The 263-nt window shown below is 62.4% G+C and carries 1 protein-coding gene; it reads right to left on the bottom strand.

Translation table 11 applies throughout. From position 1 onward, the window contains the following. The coding region (locus tag RVY79_RS20100; protein ID WP_317466343.1) for an NADH-quinone oxidoreductase subunit H at positions 1 to 263 on the bottom strand (263 nt) is incomplete at both ends.

Below are 263 nucleotides of genomic sequence, written 5' to 3'. Positions count from 1 at the left end.
AACAGGATGGTTCCGAGCGCGCACATGCTCATGATGGCGACGTACTCGCCCAGCATGAACAGCAGGTACGGGGTCGAGGAATACTCGACCATGAATCCGGCCACGAGTTCCGATTCGGCCTCCGGCAGGTCGAAGGGCGGGCGGTTCGTCTCGGCGAGCGCCGAGATGAAGAACACCACGAACATCGGGAACAGCCACAGCCAGTACCAGCCGAAGATCCCGAGGCTCGTGTCCTGCGCCATCACGCTGCGGGAGAGGTTGAG

The sequence above is a fragment of the Chromohalobacter sp. HP20-39 genome (assembly GCF_033052815.1).
Classification (GTDB): domain Bacteria; phylum Pseudomonadota; class Gammaproteobacteria; order Pseudomonadales; family Halomonadaceae; genus Chromohalobacter.
Note: the sequence above shows the minus strand (reverse complement) of the source record. Positions and strands in the feature narration are given on the sequence as shown.